Annotated in this window: 14 protein-coding genes and 4 tRNA genes; 5 read left to right on the forward strand and 13 right to left on the reverse strand. The window is 40.7% G+C overall.

The window, feature by feature from the left end:
• From ACNSN3_RS14235 to murB, 7 genes are all read right to left on the reverse strand, one after another.
• Positions 1 to 76, reverse strand: a tRNA-Thr gene (locus ACNSN3_RS14235).
• Positions 77 to 86: 10 nt separating this feature from the next.
• Positions 87 to 161 (reverse strand) — tRNA-Gly (locus ACNSN3_RS14240).
• A 46-nt stretch (positions 162 to 207) separates the two neighbouring features.
• A tRNA-Tyr gene (locus tag ACNSN3_RS14245) sits at positions 208 to 292 on the reverse strand.
• A 41-nt stretch (positions 293 to 333) separates the two neighbouring features.
• A tRNA-Thr gene (locus tag ACNSN3_RS14250) sits at positions 334 to 409 on the reverse strand.
• A gap of 126 nt (positions 410 to 535) precedes the next feature.
• Positions 536 to 1,234: a type III pantothenate kinase gene (locus ACNSN3_RS14255; RefSeq protein WP_418607826.1), complete on the reverse strand. Its 699-nt coding sequence runs from the start codon at positions 1,232 to 1,234 to the stop codon at positions 536 to 538.
• Positions 1,231 to 2,223, reverse strand: a complete 993-nt coding sequence (gene birA, locus ACNSN3_RS14260) for a bifunctional biotin--[acetyl-CoA-carboxylase] ligase/biotin operon repressor BirA (protein WP_418607828.1) — start codon at positions 2,221 to 2,223, stop codon at positions 1,231 to 1,233. Before birA ends, ACNSN3_RS14255 begins: the two co-directional genes overlap by 4 nt.
• On the reverse strand, positions 2,220 to 3,230 hold the full coding sequence (gene murB / locus ACNSN3_RS14265; protein WP_178956759.1) for a UDP-N-acetylmuramate dehydrogenase: 1,011 nt from the start codon (positions 3,228 to 3,230) through the stop codon (positions 2,220 to 2,222). Before murB ends, birA begins: the two co-directional genes overlap by 4 nt.
• Before the next feature lie 144 nt (positions 3,231 to 3,374).
• On the opposite strand from murB, the gene ACNSN3_RS14270 reads away from it, so the two are divergent.
• Positions 3,375 to 5,216, forward strand: a complete 1,842-nt coding sequence (locus ACNSN3_RS14270) for a M1 family metallopeptidase (protein ID WP_055012298.1) — start codon at positions 3,375 to 3,377, stop codon at positions 5,214 to 5,216.
• Between the two features lie 50 nt (positions 5,217 to 5,266).
• Here ACNSN3_RS14270 and ACNSN3_RS14275 read toward each other — a convergent pair whose 3' ends face one another.
• Positions 5,267 to 5,869, reverse strand: a complete 603-nt coding sequence (locus tag ACNSN3_RS14275; protein WP_138623634.1) for a DUF2057 domain-containing protein — start codon at positions 5,867 to 5,869, stop codon at positions 5,267 to 5,269.
• Positions 5,870 to 5,961: 92 nt separating this feature from the next.
• Here ACNSN3_RS14275 and ACNSN3_RS14280 point away from each other — a divergent pair, with 92 nt between their 5' ends.
• The 3 genes from ACNSN3_RS14280 (at position 5,962) to ACNSN3_RS14290 (ending at position 9,438) form a co-directional block, all read left to right on the forward strand.
• On the forward strand, positions 5,962 to 6,333 hold the full coding sequence (locus ACNSN3_RS14280; protein WP_010392287.1) for a histidine triad nucleotide-binding protein: 372 nt from the start codon (positions 5,962 to 5,964) through the stop codon (positions 6,331 to 6,333).
• A 211-nt stretch (positions 6,334 to 6,544) separates the two neighbouring features.
• Positions 6,545 to 7,201 (forward strand): helix-turn-helix transcriptional regulator, encoded by a 657-nt coding sequence (locus ACNSN3_RS14285; RefSeq protein WP_008108518.1) that lies wholly within the window; start codon positions 6,545 to 6,547, stop codon positions 7,199 to 7,201.
• Between the two features lie 80 nt (positions 7,202 to 7,281).
• The gene (locus tag ACNSN3_RS14290; RefSeq protein WP_418607832.1) at positions 7,282 to 9,438 is read left to right on the forward strand and encodes a response regulator; all 2,157 of its coding nucleotides are present in this window, start codon (positions 7,282 to 7,284) and stop codon (positions 9,436 to 9,438) included.
• Positions 9,439 to 9,474: 36 nt separating this feature from the next.
• Here the strand turns inward: ACNSN3_RS14290 and ACNSN3_RS14295 are convergent, their stop codons facing one another.
• Genes ACNSN3_RS14295 through ACNSN3_RS14310 form a run of 4 tightly spaced genes read right to left on the reverse strand, consistent with a single transcriptional unit; the run spans position 9,475 to position 13,458 of the window.
• Positions 9,475 to 10,050, reverse strand: a complete 576-nt coding sequence (locus tag ACNSN3_RS14295) for a hypothetical protein (RefSeq protein WP_418607834.1) — start codon at positions 10,048 to 10,050, stop codon at positions 9,475 to 9,477.
• 24 nt (positions 10,051 to 10,074) lie between these two features.
• The gene (locus ACNSN3_RS14300; RefSeq protein WP_418607836.1) at positions 10,075 to 11,496 is read right to left on the reverse strand and encodes a mannose-1-phosphate guanylyltransferase/mannose-6-phosphate isomerase; all 1,422 of its coding nucleotides are present in this window, start codon (positions 11,494 to 11,496) and stop codon (positions 10,075 to 10,077) included.
• Between the two features lie 58 nt (positions 11,497 to 11,554).
• Positions 11,555 to 12,328, reverse strand: coding sequence for an amidohydrolase (locus ACNSN3_RS14305; RefSeq protein ID WP_418607837.1), 774 nt, complete (start codon positions 12,326 to 12,328; stop codon positions 11,555 to 11,557).
• Complete coding sequence (locus ACNSN3_RS14310) at positions 12,316 to 13,458, reverse strand: methionine aminotransferase (RefSeq protein ID WP_418607838.1); 1,143 nt, start codon at positions 13,456 to 13,458, stop codon at positions 12,316 to 12,318. Before ACNSN3_RS14310 ends, ACNSN3_RS14305 begins: the two co-directional genes overlap by 13 nt.
• A 101-nt stretch (positions 13,459 to 13,559) precedes the next feature.
• Here ACNSN3_RS14310 and ACNSN3_RS14315 point away from each other — a divergent pair, with 101 nt between their 5' ends.
• Positions 13,560 to 14,195 carry a methylthioribulose 1-phosphate dehydratase gene (locus ACNSN3_RS14315; RefSeq protein ID WP_138596601.1) on the forward strand — a complete coding sequence of 212 codons (636 nt, stop codon included), beginning with the start codon at positions 13,560 to 13,562 and terminating at the stop codon, positions 14,193 to 14,195.
• 15 nt (positions 14,196 to 14,210) lie between these two features.
• On the opposite strand, the gene ACNSN3_RS14320 is transcribed toward ACNSN3_RS14315, so the two are convergent.
• A complete protein-coding gene (locus ACNSN3_RS14320; protein WP_075170763.1) occupies positions 14,211 to 15,692 on the reverse strand; it encodes an FMN-binding glutamate synthase family protein in 1,482 nt (493 codons plus the stop codon).
• Positions 15,693 to 15,767: the final 75 nt, after the last annotated feature.

Below are 15,767 nucleotides of genomic sequence, written 5' to 3' on the forward strand. Positions count from 1 at the left end.
TGGTGCTGATAGGCAGATTTGAACTGCCGACCTCACCCTTACCAAGGGTGCGCTCTACCAACTGAGCTATATCAGCATCATCAAATTGGAGCGGGCAGCGGGAATCGAACCCGCATCATCAGCTTGGAAGGCTGAGGTAATAGCCATTATACGATGCCCGCTTTAAGGAACCTGTTCTTAAACTACCTCTAACCGTCTAGAATAAAGTGGTGGAGGGAGCTGGATTCGAACCAGCGAAGGCTGAGCCGTCAGATTTACAGTCTGATCCCTTTGGCCGCTCGGGAACCCCTCCACGATAATTCTTTATACTAAGCACTTCCGGTAAAAGGAAAGTGGTGCCGACTAACCGAGTCGAACGGTTGACCTACTGATTACAAGTCAGTTGCTCTACCAGCTGAGCTAAGTCGGCACTGCTTTAGTACGGGGCGAGATTCTAGAGTAAGGTTTATTGGGATGCAACCAAAAAATTAAAAAAAATGTGATTTTATGCTTCAAACGCTCACTATTCGCGCAAAAAGCAGTTTTTTTGTTGTTTTTAACTCTTTTTAGCTAACTCATACCAGTAATTTAAGCCTTTCATCACTAGCATTGGGTCGAAAATACTGTCTGAAAAATGCCCTTGTAATAGCTGACCATAACCACCAGCAAAAATTAAAAGGCTATTTTTTGTATTTAAATGCAGCTTTGCTTGTTCAATTGCGCCAATAGTTGCCACTAAAGCACCATTTTTTAATCCGTTAGGAGTGTTTTTGCCAAGCTCATTAGCAAATGGCGTGTTTGCATCATCAAATACGCGCTGAGTATTTTGGGTGAGTGAGGCGGTCATTAAATCAAGCCCTGGTAATATCCAACCACCTAAGTGCTGCCCATCATTATTAAGGACGTCTATAGTCGTTGCCGTGCCTGCATCAACAACAATTGCGGCCGTATTAGGGTAAAGCGTATAACCACTAATGAGCGCCAACCATCGATCTATACCCAAATTACCCACTTGTTGATACGCGCAATGCAACGTACCGAGCTCATGACTAACCGTAGCCTCAAAGCAATCGATATTTTGTGCTTGGGCTTTTTCTAATAGCTGCTTGAGTAATTCACTACGACCCACACAAGCGTAAACAACAACCGTAATTTGCAGCCATGGAATATTATTAGTATCGCATGGCTGTATTTGCCCATCTTGCCACAATACAGCTTTGAGCGAGGTATTACCTACATCAATGAGTAATCTCATGCTTGCGCCTTTCTTAATGAAATCTCACCGCCATAATAACTTTTCACTTCACCGTCTTGGCGAATACGTACACCACCGTGCGCATCTATACCTTCACAAATGCCACACCAGCTACGATGCCCGGTATTAAGCTCTACCTGCTGACCAGCAAATGCATTTAATGCATTCCATTGTTGATACATAGTTTGTAAGCCATTCTCACGATATTGCGCTAAGCGTTGCTCTAAACAATAAGTTAATGAAGCTACTAGTTGATTTTTATCTAGCTGCTGGGTGTGCTGACTTAAATCGGTCCACGCTTGGTCAATGTACTGACTGGCACTTTGTGGCATATTTAAATTAATACCAATCCCTATTACCAACTGACATGGCCCTTGTGGCTGCCCATCTAATTCTACCAAGACACCTGCGAGTTTTTGTTTGTTTATATAAATGTCGTTTGGCCATTTAAGCTCTACTTCAATACCATAAAGTGCTTTTATCGCATCATACACCGCTAAACCAACAGCAATTGATACGCCCATCGCGGCTTGTAAGCCATCGTCTAAGCGCCAAAAATAACTGTAGTATAAGTTTGCACCAAAGGGTGATTGCCATACTCGGCCTCGACGTCCCCGCCCTGCTTGCTGCATTTCGGCTACAATCACGGTACCCGATTTTAGTGCTGCTTTAGCTTGAATGCGGCGCATTAACTCGCTGTTGGTTGAATCAATCAGTGGTTGCACTTCAATATTCGCGGTATTAGCGCCTAACTCAGCATAGTGCTGCTGTATGCTTTGCTGATTAAGTAAACCTACTTGATTATTTAAGCAATAGCCTTTACCAGTAACTTTAAATACATCTAAGCCCATAGCCTGTAAGCTTTGAATATGCTTACTTACCGCCGCGCGACTTATTCCTAGTTCATCACCTAGTGCTTGCCCAGAGACAAACTCGCCTTTATTGAGCGCATTTAAAATGGCCAACTTGTTTCCATCAGGTGCCTTCATACTGATTGCTCCAAAGAGATATGGCATTCATTGTGTTGATCAATTAACCGCACTTCGTGTTCTAAACTTATGTTGTAACGTGTTAAAACAATATCCTGAATGTGAGCAATCATATTAATTAAATCATCCCCTGTACTATTACCATGATTAACTAGTACTAGCGCTTGCTGTTGATGCACTTCTATACCTGCAATTTTATATCCCTTTAATCCCGCTTGCTCTATTAACCACCCTGCAGCCACTTTATGGTGACCGGCACCATGCGGGTAATGAGGTACCTCAGGATATGTCGTAATTAACTGCGCTAATTCACTATTGGTGATAATAGGGTTCTTAAAAAAACTGCCTGCATTAGCCAGCTTATAGGGATTTGGAAGTTTGCTGTTACGCGTTTGTATCACTTGTGCGCACACTTGCTGTGGCGTCGGGTTTTTTAGTTGTTGTAGCGGCCCATAACTGAGTACTGGCTGCCATATTTTGGACAACTTAAAGTGCACTTGGGTGATCACTGCTTTATTTTTTAGCGCGTGTTTAAATACCGATTCACGATAAGCAAAGTGACATTGCTGATTAGTTAAAGATTTAAAGCTACCGCTATCAATATCAAAATAGTCAACAGCTTCAATAAACTGAGCTATTTCTACGCCATAGGCACCAATATTTTGTACTGGTGCAGCGCCGACTGTACCAGGGATGAGGGCTAAGTTTTCAAACCCCGCGATACCTTGCTCCAGCAAGTAAGTCACTAATTGATGCCAATTTTCACCGGCAGCTACACTAACTAAAAAGTCATGCGAGCGCTCAGTTATAGTAATGCCTTGGGTTGCCATTTTAATGACCGTGCCTGCATAGTCATTTAAAAAAATAGTATTACTGCCCTCACCCAACAAACAAAAAGGGACTTTAAAGCACTGACTTTTAAGCTGCGCTGAGTCGGTAATCTCGACAAAATTTTGGCATTGGCTACTTAATGCAAATGTATGTAGGGGTTGTAATGAGTGCGGCACAAAGCCCTCTAAAGGTAGCAGTAATTAATCGCTCTAGTTTAACTCATCGTCGCAAATTGCGCATCAGCTTGTAAAAATTGTTCAACCCACTGCAGCAATCATGATATAAAACCTGCACTTTTTTTATTTGTACTCAAGGTAATTATGAAAATCAAACCTCTTTTTTTAAGCCTCGCTATGGCAGGTATGTGCTCGCAAGCAATGGCCAGCGCTATTGATCAAAATTCCTACGCCAACCTTGATGATGTTATCACCACGCATTTAAACCTTGATTTAGACATCGACTTTGCTGATAAGCAATTGGAAGGTTTTGTTGAGCATACGCTACAGTGGCAAAATGCCAACAGTAAAAAGCTAGTACTTGATACCCGTGATCTTGATATTGATAAAGTGATGTATCAAACGGCAAATGGCAATTGGCATAAAGCTAGTTTTAACCTTGCTAACCGCGATGATGTTAAAGGCTCAAAACTAACTATTACCTTTAAAAATCAAGCACAAAAAGTTCGTATTTACTATAACAGCCGCCCAGAAGCGTCTGGCTTACAGTGGTTAACGCCAGAGCAAACTGCCAGTAAAACTCACCCGTTTATGTATAGCCAATCGCAAGCGATTCATGCACGTAGTTGGATCCCAGTGCAAGATACCCCAGCAATGCGTGTAACTTATAATGCGCGCATTCATACCCCTGAGGATATTCGTGCAGTAATGAGTGCAGATAATAAAGATGCTCTTTATAAAGATGGTGATTACCACTTCACTATGCCACAAGCAATTTCACCTTACTTAATTGCAATTGGTGCAGGTAACTTAGAATTTAAGGCCATGTCTAAGCAAACTGGTATTTTTGCAGAGCCAACTATTTTAGACGCCTCGGTTGCTGAATTTAATGACACCCAAGCGATGATCGACAAAACCAATGCCATGTACGGCGACTATGCATGGGGTCGTTATGATTTACTTATGCTACCACCTAGCTTTCCGTTTGGTGGTATGGAAAACCCACGCTTATCATTTATTACGCCTACGGTTGTTGCTGGCGATAAAAGCTTAGTTAATCTGATTGCGCATGAACTGGCACATTCTTGGTCTGGCAACTTAGTGACGAACGCTACATGGGAAGATTTATGGTTAAACGAAGGTTTTACCTCTTACGTTGAAAACCGCATTATGGAAGAGGTATTTGGGCGTGACCGTGCTGTTATGGAACAAGCACTTGATGCAGCTGGCCTGCGTGCACAACTTAAAACCATTGATGCCCCAGATACACGCCTTAATTTAAAACTAAATGGCCGCGATCCGGATGATGCGTTTAGCTCAGTGCCTTACACAAAAGGTCAGCTATTTTTAATTTACCTAGAAGAAAAATATGGCCGTGATAAGTTTGATGATTTTGTTAAGACCTACTTTAATGAGTTTGCATTTAAATCGCTAACCACTGCGCAATTTGTTACTTACATCAAAGCTAACTTAATTGAAAAGTATCCAGGCGTAGTGACCATGGATAAAGTAAACGAGTGGATTTTTCAGCCAGGTTTACCAAGTGATGCACCTAACCCAACCTCTGACGCGTTCGATAAAGTCGATACTGCAACAGCGAGCTGGTTAAAAGGGGATACAACTGCCGCACAATTACCCACTGCAAATTGGACTGTGCATGAGTGGCTACACTTTTTAAACAACTTACCGCGCGATTTAAGCATTGAAAAAATGACTGAATTAGACGGCGAGTTTAACTTAACCCAATCAACCAACGCAGAACGTGCGTTTGCATGGTACATGCTAGCAGTAGGTAATGGTTACCAACCAATTTACCCTGCGCTTGATAAGCATTTATCGGGTATTGGTCGTCGTAAGCTTATCGTGCCGCTTTATAAAGCGCTTATTACCAATGGTAAAAAAGATTGGGCACAAAGCGTATACTTAAAAGCACGTCCGGGTTATCACCCACTGGCACAAGGTACCATTGACGCATTATTTAAATAGCGTTATCAATAAATTAAAAAGGGCCAACTTGGCCCTTTTTTAATGCTTAATTATTTTGTTACTTTATCTAAAAAAGCCTGCCTTTCAGCGAGCGTTGCTTGTTGCCACCAAAAGTCGAGCATATTGGCAGCGCTTGGCATGCCCTTACCATTAATTGGCGCAATCGGTTTAATTGGGCGGCTTGGTTTTTGTGGGCCGGCAGGGGTTTCTGAGGCCTGCTGATTAAACTGTGAACTTTGTAGTTGTCGTTCAGCTATCACATTTAATGGCTCAGCTAAGGTACTGCCTTTTGCTTTTAAGCTTACTTGCGGTGCCTCAGCAAATACTTTCGCTGCCACCGCATTTTCAGCACGATTAAATACTAAGGTGTAATCTTTACCTGCTTCAACGGTTACATTGACCCAAAAAGGCTCTGACTCAATCACTTCGTGATCGTCATAACCTAAATCATATAAATCTGTGTATTTAAGCTTTAACTGATAAGTACCCGGTGCTAATTCAACATCATCAACACGACTAAAAATCGAACTTTCAATGACTCGTTCACCCACTTGTAAAGGAACAAACTCCTCGGGAAAGTAAATGTTTTCTGCCAAACTAGATGCACTCACCAAGAGCGCCGCTACACTGCCTAATAATATTGATTTACGCATAATTACTCCTTTAGTTGATTTCAGTTTGACACTGCTGGCAAAATTTGTCATTAGTGACATACATATTAATCGAACAAATTAGAGTCATCATTATGAGTCAAGAGACTATTTTTACTAAAATTATTAATCGTGAAATTCCTGCTGACATTATTTACGAAGACGACCTAGCACTTGCATTTAAAGATATTAACCCTCAAGCACCCTTTCATGCGTTGATTATTCCTAAACAAGCCATTGCCACGATTAATGATGTCACTGAGGAAAACTCACATCTTGTTGGTCATCTATATGTGGTAGCGGCTAAGCTTGCCAAACAACTTAATTTTAGCGATGACGGCTACCGCGTGGTGATGAACTGCAATGAACACGGTGGACAAACCGTTTACCATATTCATTTGCATATGCTGGCGGGAAAAGAAATGGGCTGGCCTCCGTATCAAAACACTAAAAAAGTTGCCCTTTAGTCACCCATTAAATCCTGTATCTTAAAAAATACATTAAAAATACGGCGTTTTTCTTATATACCAAAAAAACAATTACTTATTTGCAACATTTTATGTTTAAATAATTGGAAATCGCACCTTTTCTCCAGTGAAATTGTTATTCCCTAATACAAAAGGTGTGCAGGGATCGTGGTAAGATTAATTAGCCAGCTTTATAAAAGAGTAAAAAAACATGAGCAGTTCAGCCTTTTTGTTGTTAGACGAAGAACCAATTAACACTATTGGTATTAACGTTTTAGAGCCTTTGTTAAAAACACAGGGCCTTGACGTAACTACGGGTACAAATATTTTAGATGTTCCGGTAGGTACTCGCTTATTGTTCATTGAAACATCAAGTAAAGACGCGTGGACTAAGCTAAAAGAACAACTCGTTAATTTGCGTATCAAATGCGATATTGTGTTGTTTAATTTAGATGAAAACCCAGAGCTTGCTAATCGTGCATTACTCAGTGGTATTCGCGGTGTATTTTACACCACCGATAATGCTGATGTACTCATGAAAGGGATTCGTTTACTACTTGAAGATCAGCTTTGGTATCGTCGTGATATTATGTGTAATGCGCTTAACCGCATGCTGCAATTTAATAAAGACGCACTACACAAGCTAACCGATGGTGATATTGAGCCAATCAAACTCACTAAACGTGAAAAAGCAATTATCTCGTTAATGAGTAATGGTTCTAAAAATAAAGAAATTGCTGAAGAGTTAAGCATTAGCCCGCACACGGTTAAGACTCATTTATACAGTGCATTTAGAAAAACTAAATGTCGTAACCGTATTGAACTACTCTCTTGGGCACAACAAAATATTCCTGACGAGATTCGTTAAGGCTTATTTTAATAAATTCAATACAGGCACTTTAGGTGCCTGTTTTTATATCTTCTTTAAAAATCGCTGTTGGGGTCTTAATGCTCGACTCATTTACGCTTTATTTTGCCAGTATCGCTGTTATGACAGTGATGACGTTACTAAATTTTTTAACTTGGCGTACCAATAAGCATGTTCCCGGCACGTTACTTTATATTTCCTACCCTTTACTACTATTAGCCGCCATTGTGGGCTTTGCGCTCATAGGTAAAATCCCTGAAAAGCTTGCCATTACCTTTGCTAATAGCATGATGTTTTTAGCATCCATTGTGCACTGCTTATCGCTGAGTCAGTTTTTAAATTATCGTGGTCGTGGTTTTAAATTTGTTTGCCTATTTACCGCTGCCAGCGCTTTATTGCTTGTTTACTTCACTTTTTTTCAGCCATCTATGCGCTCACGGGTTTATATTTCTGACTTTCAACATATTGTAGAAGCCGCTTTTTTACTATTTGTTTTTTTTAAATATGCGCGAAAACCTTATCCTAATGCCAGTATTGTTTACATTATTATTTTAACCTTGGTTGCAGCCAGTTTTATCACTCGAACTATTTTTATGGATCGCGTTGCACAACAAGATGCAATATTAAACCCATGGTTTGACTCACTATTATTTTTGAACAGTGTGATTGCCCCTATGTTTTATGCTGCCGGTATGGCGCTATTGTGTAATGAACGCAGAGAATTAAGGCTTAATAAACTTACCGAAAAAGCACACAAAGACTTAGAGATTCGCGGGCTCTTTTTATCAACTATAAGCCATGAAATACGCACCCCATTAAACGGCATTTTAGGCAGCGCACAACTGGTGTTAAACCAAACTAGCGACAGCCGCAATAAAGCTTATTGCGAAGCCATTATCAACTCAGCTGAGTCACTCAACTTACTAGTAGATAAAGTGCTGGAATACGCAAGCTTAGATCAGCATGACGAAGCCTTGTACGAAGAAGACATAGAGTTCAAAACTTGGCTACAAAACTTATGCCTGCTGTTAAGTCCTCTGGCCGAACAAAAACAGCTTAAATTTGAGCTTGCCTGTAACATCCCTGATAAAGCCTGTTATTACTGCGACCAACAAAAGCTCAGACAAATCATTATTAATCTTGTTGGTAATGCGATTAAATTTACCGACACCGGCACAGTAAAAGTACAGATTGATTTAATTAATGAAACTCAGCTCGATCATACTCTTAAAGTAAGTGTACTCGATTCGGGCCCGGGTATTGAAAAAGATGAAATTGATTACTTAACTGAGCCCTACATTCAAAGCAGCGCCGGTAAGGAAAAAGGCGGAACGGGGCTTGGTCTGGCTATAACTAGTCGCCTTCTCGATAAAATAAATAGCCAACTAGAAATCACCAGTGAGCTGGGAGTGGGTAGCGTATTTAGCTTTAACATGACACTAGCCATAGGTGAACTTAGCCTTGTAGAGCAGCGCCATCAAAGTAAGGATTATTTAACCGGACTTGATGTGTTACTTGTTGAAGATTTAGATTTAAACCAAAAAATAGCTGTTGAATTTATGGCTGACGACGAGCATAAAATTAAGCTCGCTAAAGATGGCAAAAGTGCGATTGAGTTGATGAAAAAATACCACTTTGATGTGGTGTTACTTGATATGAACTTACCCGATTTAACAGGGCAGCAAGTGCTAAAAACACTCAAACGAGTGGAGCATAAAAATCAGCGAACTCCGGTGCTGGCCTTTACTGCCAGTTTGAGCCCTGATGAAATAAAAGAATACTTAGCACTGGGTATTAAAGACATTGTTGGCAAGCCATTAAAGCAAGAAAAACTACGCCAAGCATTGAGTGATTCACAGTCAACACAAACAGCTAGCATTGCCGTCGAGCTGATTGATACGTTATACGATGAAACTGCCACAGAAACCCTAACAAGCTCTTTTAGTATTGATGAAGTATCTTCTATTTATAATGAGTTTATCCTATCTGCGCGTAATAAACTGAGCCGTTGCCAAGCTTTATTAGAGCAAGATCCCGAGCAATGCATTAAGTTATTACATCGCCAAGCCAGCACCGCAATGCAACTTGGCTTTAATAGCTATGGACTAGCTCTTAAAAAAATTGAGCGACGCTTACTAGATAAAAAACCATTAAATAACTCGTTAAATGAAGCCAGCACACTGTGGCAACACAGTTTAGAAGCCTATTTAAGGTATGTGCGCGGGCAATTAGAGTAATTGGAAAATAATTTCCCGCAATAGCCTCAACTTGCGTTAATCAAATCGAGCAACTTCTTCAAACTTAAGCCCTGTAAAACCATATGCATTTAATGCACAAAATAAGTTTAAGGCAACCTCTTTATCATTTTCACGTGAGTCAAAAACATAAGTACCTTCAAATCGGTCTTCTGGAATTTTAAATATGCAGCTAGATTTTGGTAAGTGTTCCTTTCTAAACATAGCTTTTTGTAATCCAATATTTAAAGTTGGGAGCATAAAAGTGCTCTTCTCAACATCTAACATACCTTCTATTTTCCGAGTAACATTATAAAAATACCAGTTATCATCACCAACATAAAAGGGGAGTAACTCTCCAGAATCTTCAAAAATTTCTGTCAGTTCATTTGCAGCTTGCTCAGATACAGCAAGACCCTGTAAATTAATTGCAGCAAAATCACCTAAAGGAGTCTCTTTTTCATTGTTATAATGAGCACTAAAATTTATCAGCGTAGACTCTTTGGAAGAAGTATCAGGTTTCCATAACTCCGGTTCACATAAAGTTTCATTGTCAGGAAAAATTACTCTGTAATGATTCACATCTGGCGTTATTTTATAAATTATCTTACTCATTAGTACCTATACACTCTTAAATATTTACCTACCGTATATATCGTCAAATCGCTCTATATCGCTTTCATCTAAAATGGCACCCGTTTGAACTTCAATAACAACTAAGGGTTCGGACTGATTATTCGCTAAGCTGTGCAGTTGTTTTGCACCAATATAACAAGATTGGTCGTGAGTCAGTGTTAAGCTTTGCTGGTCAATACATATATCTGCAGTGCCTGATACGACCACCCAATGCTCAGCGCGATGCTGATGACGTTGGGTTGAGAGCCTAGCCCCACTTTTTACGGTAATTTTTTTAACCTTAAAGCCGATACTTTCTACTAGTGTACGATAATTTCCCCAAGGGCGGTAAACCACCTGATGATGCGCCAGTTTGTCATTTTGCGTAATTGCCAATTGCTTAAGTATTAAAGGTAAGCCTTCAAGCGAATCTTGCTTTGCAACTAAGGTAGCATCATGAGTATGTACAATCGCTAAATCACTCACACCTAAAGTAGCAATTGTGTGTCCATCCTCACTAATAACTAGGTTATTAATACTGTTTTGTGCAATATGTTGCTGATTTTGACTATTGCCCTGCGAATCCTTTTCTGCAAGCGCAGCCAGTGCAGAAAAACTGCCGACATCACTCCACTTTAACGCCACTGGCATTACCACTACATTATTGCTGCGCTCTAAAATAGCGTAGTCAATTGAGTCACTTGGGCAAGATTCAAGTGCATGGGCATTTGCTCTAGTAAACGCTAAGTCTTGTTTAAAATCAGTAGCACTGGCTACACTTTTAGCAATTTTGGGGGCAAAGCGCTCAAGCTCTTGCAAATAAGCAGTGGGAGTAAATAAGAACATACCACTGTTCCAACTATAACCGCCCTCAGCTAAATAGGTTAATGCAGTTGCTAAGTCAGGCTTTTCTTTAAACTGGTCAACTTCAAAACAACAGGTATCTTTAATGGCTGCGCCCTGTTTTATATACCCATAACCTGTGTGTGGCTCTGTTGGCGTAATTGAAAATGTAACTAATTTACCTTGCTCAGCAAGTTTAATCGCATCAGATAACTGAGCAGTTAATCCGGTAAAATCTGCAATATGATGATCGGCAGGCATCACCAACAAAGGGCCCGTAATATTATTTTTTAAAGCATAATGCGCGGCAAGGGCAATAGCTGGTGCGGTATTTTTACCTTCTGGCTCAAGTACTATGGCATAGGGTTTTGCAAATGCTGCCTGCTCCGCGGCAATAAATCGGTGCTGCTCATTACAGACCAAAATAGCGGGATTAAAGCCCTCAGTTGCAACACGTAATAAGGTATTTTGTAATAATGACTGCTGATTTTTATCATCAAGCAAAGATAAAAACTGCTTTGGCATTGCTTGGCGCGACAGCGGCCAAAGCCGTGTGCCAATGCCGCCTGCTAAAACTACCGGTGTAATAAGGGTTGTATTCATAAAGCCGCCAATAAAAATATCAGCGGCTATTTTAGCACTTTATTGGCTAGGCGCTAATTTATACCAATGTAAAAGCATCTGCATCTAAATGTGCCGGGAATTTAGCTCTAAACTCATCAAGCGGCGCTTTATTTAACGTGATTGTTAATAGTGCTTGCTGGTCGTCATGCGCTTTAATCAGTGGCTCACCTTTAAAGTCATACACTGCGGTTCCACCGCTGTGGTCAATACCATTACCATCTTCGCCAACCCGATTTACGCCAATCACGTAGCATAGGTTTTCCATTGCTCGCGCCATTAATAAGGTATCCCACACATTACGCCTTGCAGCTGGCCAGTTGGCAATATTTATCATCACGTCGTAGTCATTGTTATTGCGCTGAAACACCGGAAAACGTAAATCGTAGCAAACTTGCGGTAAAATTTTAAACCCTTTGAGTTCAAACACTTCACGGTTTTGTCCTGCTACTACAAATTCGCCCTCGTTACCCAAACAAAATAAGTGGCGCTTATCGTAATAACGTACCTCACCACTTGGCTTTACCCAATAAAACCGGTTGGCCTTTTTGTCTCCTTGAGTTACCAATACCGAGCCCGCACAAACCGCATTATGTTGTTTAGCTTGTGTTTTAAGCCAACTCAGTACTGAGCCATTTTCAGCCTCACCACAATCAAGGTTAACCGCAAATCCAGTGGCAAAGGTTTCGGGCAATACAATTAAATCTGGTTTATTGGTGATGTTGGCAAGTTGTTGTTCAAACATAGCTAAATTGGCTTTTTTATCGAGCCAATGCAATGAGCTTTGTAATAATGCTAAAGTTAAAGTTGACATAAAATTTGCGCCGCCTCTATTAGGGTTTGATCGTTTTTAGCAAAACATAAGCGAATAACCTTATCGTTATTTGGCTGCTGGTAAAATACACTTAGTGGAATGGCTGCCACGCCTGCTTGCTCTACCAGCCACTGACAAAATTCTACGTCATTTAAATCCGATACATCACTATAATCAAGCAGTAAAAAGTAGGTGCCTTCACTTGGTAAAATGCTAAAGCGGCTGTCTTGTAGAGCATTACTGAGTACATCGCGCTTTTGTTGATAAAACTCACTTAACTGGTCAATGTGTTCAGCATGTTGCTCTAACATATCTGCTAATGCATGTTGTGCAGGCGTAAAGCTTGAAAAAGTAACATACTGATGAATCTTTCGAAATTCTTCGCATAAATCAGTGGGCGCAATACAGTAGCCCATTTTCCAACCGGTGCTATGAAAGGTTTTACCAAAGCTTGAAATAACAAAGCTTTTTGCCAGTAGCTCCTCGTCACGTAGTGCACTTAAGTGTGGTTGTTGATCAAACGTTATATGCTCATAAACCTCATCGCTTATTACATATAAATTGTGAGCACTCACTAGTTTTTTTAGTTCGTTGATATCTTGCTGTTTTAACACTTTGCCACTGGGGTTATGCGGAGTATTAATAATAATTGCACGAGTATTTACTGTGATAGCTTGATTTACCATTTGCCAATTTATAGTGTAATCTGGAGCGGCTAACGCAACATGCACTGACTTGCCGCCTGCTAGTTCAATAGCGGGCTGATATGAGTCGTAAGCAGGATCAAATACAATAACGTCATCACCCGCGCGCACAATAGTTTGAATCGCTACAAATAATGCTTCAGTTGCTCCTGAAGTTATAGTTACTTGGCTTGTTCCATCAATTTGCGCAGCATATTTTCGCTGAACTAATGCTGCAATTTGCTGTTGCAGTTTAGGTACACCGCTGGAAGGCGAGTATTGATTAGCTCCTTGGGCTACGTACTGACTTAACTGCGCTTTTAAATACTCAGGGGTATCAAACTCAGGAAAACCTTGCGAAAGATTAATTGCCGAAAACTTATTAGCCAAGCCACTCATTTGGCTAAATATACTAATACCTAAATTGGGGAGTTTACTGTCAAACACGAAGTCTCCTGATGATGGTTTTGTGTACAGAGCAATGCTATGATTAAAAACGGAAGTTTAGCCGTCTAAACTGTACTTTAATTGTTATTTGTGAGGAAAATATGCAAGACAACCATACCGCTATTTCAAACCTTATAGAAGCCGCAAAATGGATCAGCCAACAAGGTTGGGTTCCTGCCTCGGGTGGAAATTTATCAGCTCGCACCCAAAATGGCTTCGTTATAACGACTAATGGCTGCGATAAGGCCCAACTTACCCATGAGCATTTTTTACAGTTAGGCCACCAAAACTTAAATCCTCCTCAGGCTTTATCAAGCGAAGCGAAATTACATTTAAGTTTGTATCAGTTAATTCCTGAGGCGCAATGTGTATTGCATACTCAATCTGTTGCAGCAACGGTGCTTTCACAAGTAACGCAAGCTCATCAGCTTGATTTAAGCGGTTACGAAATGCAAAAAGTACTCAGTGGTTTTACCTCACATTTAGAAACCTTAAGCATTCCGATTTTTGATAACGACCAAGATATTGACCGTTTAAGCTTATTAGTTAGCGATCATCATTTGCACTCACCGATTAAATTTGGTGTATTAATTCGCGGTCATGGCTTATATGCAGTTGGCAAAAATATTGCTGAAGTGCGTCGCCACCTAGAAGCACTAGAGTTTTTGTTTAGCTGCGAATTAGAACGATTAAAAATCACCGGCATTCAAGCGAGCAATACACTTCATCATCAATAATTAACAAGCAAGTATTTAATGGTAATGCTCGTACATTTTATCTAGCGGCTCAGAAAGACCGCTTTCTTGTACTATACGTACATGTTTGCGTTTTAATTCGCGAGCACTGGTAACGCCACAAGAATGTGCAATAAGCCCTGCCCCGTAATGGATGTATTTATTATAATTTGCGACCCGCTGCGCTTTATCTTCAACATTCAAACCACGTTGTAAACGTTCATTATGCGTAGTAATTCCTGTTGGGCAGGTATCTTTATTACATTGCATAGCCTGAATGCAGCCTAGTGCAAACATGTGCCCTCGCGCAGAAACCACAAAGTCGGCTCCTAGTGCTAATGCCCATGCGACTTTGGAAGGCACAATTAATTTACCCGAAACAATAATTTTAACTCGCTCTCTAAGACCGTGTTTCTTTAATAGCTGTATAACTAAAGGAAGGCTTTCTTTAAGCGGTAACCCCACAGAATCTAATAAAGATTGTGGTGCTGCGCCTGTGCCCCCATCAGCACTATCAATAGTAATAAAGTCGGGTGCGGACTCAATGCCACGATGATTAATCTCGGCAAATAAACTTTCTAACCAAGTATGCTCACCAATAACCGCTTTAAAACCTGTCGGTTTACCCGTTGTAGTTCTGATGGTGGTAAGCATGTCTAGAATATCGTTTGGATTTTTTATTTCTGGGTGCCCATTTGGGCTAATAGAATCCTGCCCTTCGGGTATGCCTCTTATTTTGGCAATTTCAGCATTCACTTTTCGTCCAGGTAACATGCCGCCTTTGCCTGGCTTAGCACCTTGGCTCATTTTCAGTTCAAACATTTTAACCGCTGGATGTGCAGCAACGGCTTTTAGCTTTTCTGTACTTAAATTTCCCTGCTCGTCGCGTACACCGTATTTTGCGGTGCCAATTTGAAATACAATATCGGCACCTCCTTCTAAGTGATATGGGCTAAGGCCGCCTTCTCCTGTGTTCATCCAACATCCTGCTAATTTTGCCCCCTTGGATAGTGCACGCACAGCAGGGCTTGATAGCGCACCAAAGCTCATGCCCGATATATTAAATAGCGAATTTGTGGTGTAAGGAAATTTACAGTAAGGGCCAAGAGTTACGTTGCTCGGCGCTAAGGCTTCTTCATCTAAGGTAGGAAACGCACAGTTCATAAACATGACTGTGCCTGTGGCCTCTAAACTTTGAGTTGAACCAAAAGCGGCCGTGTGATCAACATCTTTAGCCGCGCGGTAGACCCAACTACGCTCGGCACGATTAAAGGGCATTTCTTCACGATCGAGGGCAAAAAAATACTGTCTGAAAAACTCACCTTGGCGCTCAAAGAAATAACGAAAACGTCCAATCACGGGATAATTACGCCTAATAGCATGCTTTGTTTGCGTAACATCTCGAATATAAAAAATAGCAATTAATACAACCAGCAATCCCAATGCAACAATAAATAGGCTGGCAAACACATCGATACTGAACATTATAAACTGACTCATTACTTATCCTTAAATGCTAAAAAAGCGTGATGCCATCAAATAACACCACACTTTTATAGTTTCAAAATAATGCGC

Origin of the sequence: Pseudoalteromonas sp. US3C1004 (assembly GCF_048401065.1) — a bacterium.
GTDB lineage: Bacteria > Pseudomonadota > Gammaproteobacteria > Enterobacterales > Alteromonadaceae > Pseudoalteromonas > Pseudoalteromonas undina.

Coding starts and splice junctions, on each gene's coding strand:
- ACNSN3_RS14255 (WP_418607826.1), bottom strand. CDS start 1,234: ATGAGATTACTCATTGATGTAGGTAATACCTCGCTCAAAGCTGTATTG.
- ACNSN3_RS14275 (WP_138623634.1), bottom strand. CDS start 5,869: ATGCGTAAATCAATATTATTAGGCAGTGTAGCGGCGCTCTTGGTGAGT.
- ACNSN3_RS14300 (WP_418607836.1), bottom strand. CDS start 11,496: ATGAATACAACCCTTATTACACCGGTAGTTTTAGCAGGCGGCATTGGC.
- birA (WP_418607828.1), bottom strand. CDS start 2,223: ATGAAGGCACCTGATGGAAACAAGTTGGCCATTTTAAATGCGCTCAAT.
- ACNSN3_RS14320 (WP_075170763.1), bottom strand. CDS start 15,692: ATGAGTCAGTTTATAATGTTCAGTATCGATGTGTTTGCCAGCCTATTT.
- ACNSN3_RS14280 (WP_010392287.1), top strand. CDS start 5,962: ATGAGTCAAGAGACTATTTTTACTAAAATTATTAATCGTGAAATTCCT.
- ACNSN3_RS14290 (WP_418607832.1), top strand. CDS start 7,282: ATGCTCGACTCATTTACGCTTTATTTTGCCAGTATCGCTGTTATGACA.
- ACNSN3_RS14295 (WP_418607834.1), bottom strand. CDS start 10,050: ATGAGTAAGATAATTTATAAAATAACGCCAGATGTGAATCATTACAGA.
- ACNSN3_RS14270 (WP_055012298.1), top strand. CDS start 3,375: ATGAAAATCAAACCTCTTTTTTTAAGCCTCGCTATGGCAGGTATGTGC.
- ACNSN3_RS14285 (WP_008108518.1), top strand. CDS start 6,545: ATGAGCAGTTCAGCCTTTTTGTTGTTAGACGAAGAACCAATTAACACT.
- ACNSN3_RS14315 (WP_138596601.1), top strand. CDS start 13,560: ATGCAAGACAACCATACCGCTATTTCAAACCTTATAGAAGCCGCAAAA.
- ACNSN3_RS14305 (WP_418607837.1), bottom strand. CDS start 12,328: ATGTCAACTTTAACTTTAGCATTATTACAAAGCTCATTGCATTGGCTC.